This window comes from Paraprevotella clara YIT 11840 (genome assembly GCF_000233955.1).
GTDB lineage: Bacteria > Bacteroidota > Bacteroidia > Bacteroidales > Bacteroidaceae > Paraprevotella > Paraprevotella clara.
Genome location: NZ_JH376677.1, coordinates 1 through 543, shown reverse-complemented (window position 1 = coordinate 543; position 543 = coordinate 1). Strand labels below are relative to the sequence as shown.

Annotated in this window: 1 protein-coding gene; it reads right to left on the bottom strand. The window is 30.8% G+C overall.

Features of this window, described 5'->3' with window-relative positions; genetic code table 11:
• Positions 1-83: 83 nt before the first annotated feature.
• Positions 84-543: hypothetical protein (locus HMPREF9441_RS17020; RefSeq protein WP_008623367.1), on the bottom strand; the 460-nt coding region annotated here is incomplete at its 5' end.

Sequence of the window (543 nt, the reverse complement as noted above, 5' to 3'; positions counted from 1 at the left end):
TTTACAAATATTATTTTTTACAGAAGTTTCCTTAGTTTCTCCTGTACTTGTTCTTAAAGTAAATGTTGTTTTACACATAGGAATTAATTTAAAGGTTCAACTACTTTTAATTCTACAATTTCTTCATTGTTTTGTACTAAATAGTCTTTGAGTACATCTTTTTCAAGTCTTTCGCCATTGAGTAGGTAATCTGCTTTTTCGTTGTTCATATCTACAGATATTGTTTTTCCTATATACCCCACTGTTTTTATATGTAAATATACAAAAGTACCATAATCAACACTTTCTAAACGATTATTATGTTTATCTGTTAAATAAAAATCAATCACTTTAGGAGTTGGGATATATTCTGGCATAGGCATACCTGTAGTATCTATGTTTTCAGGGACATTTATTTGTCCTGAATCTATGAACTCTATTTTACCACTTTCAATAGGGGCATTGGCAGGGGGCATTTTGCCTGTGCCCATAATGGTAGATTTTTTAATAAGAGCTAAGTTATCTTGGTATTTGGCTGTTCCAATATCTTGCCATTGTGTTAGA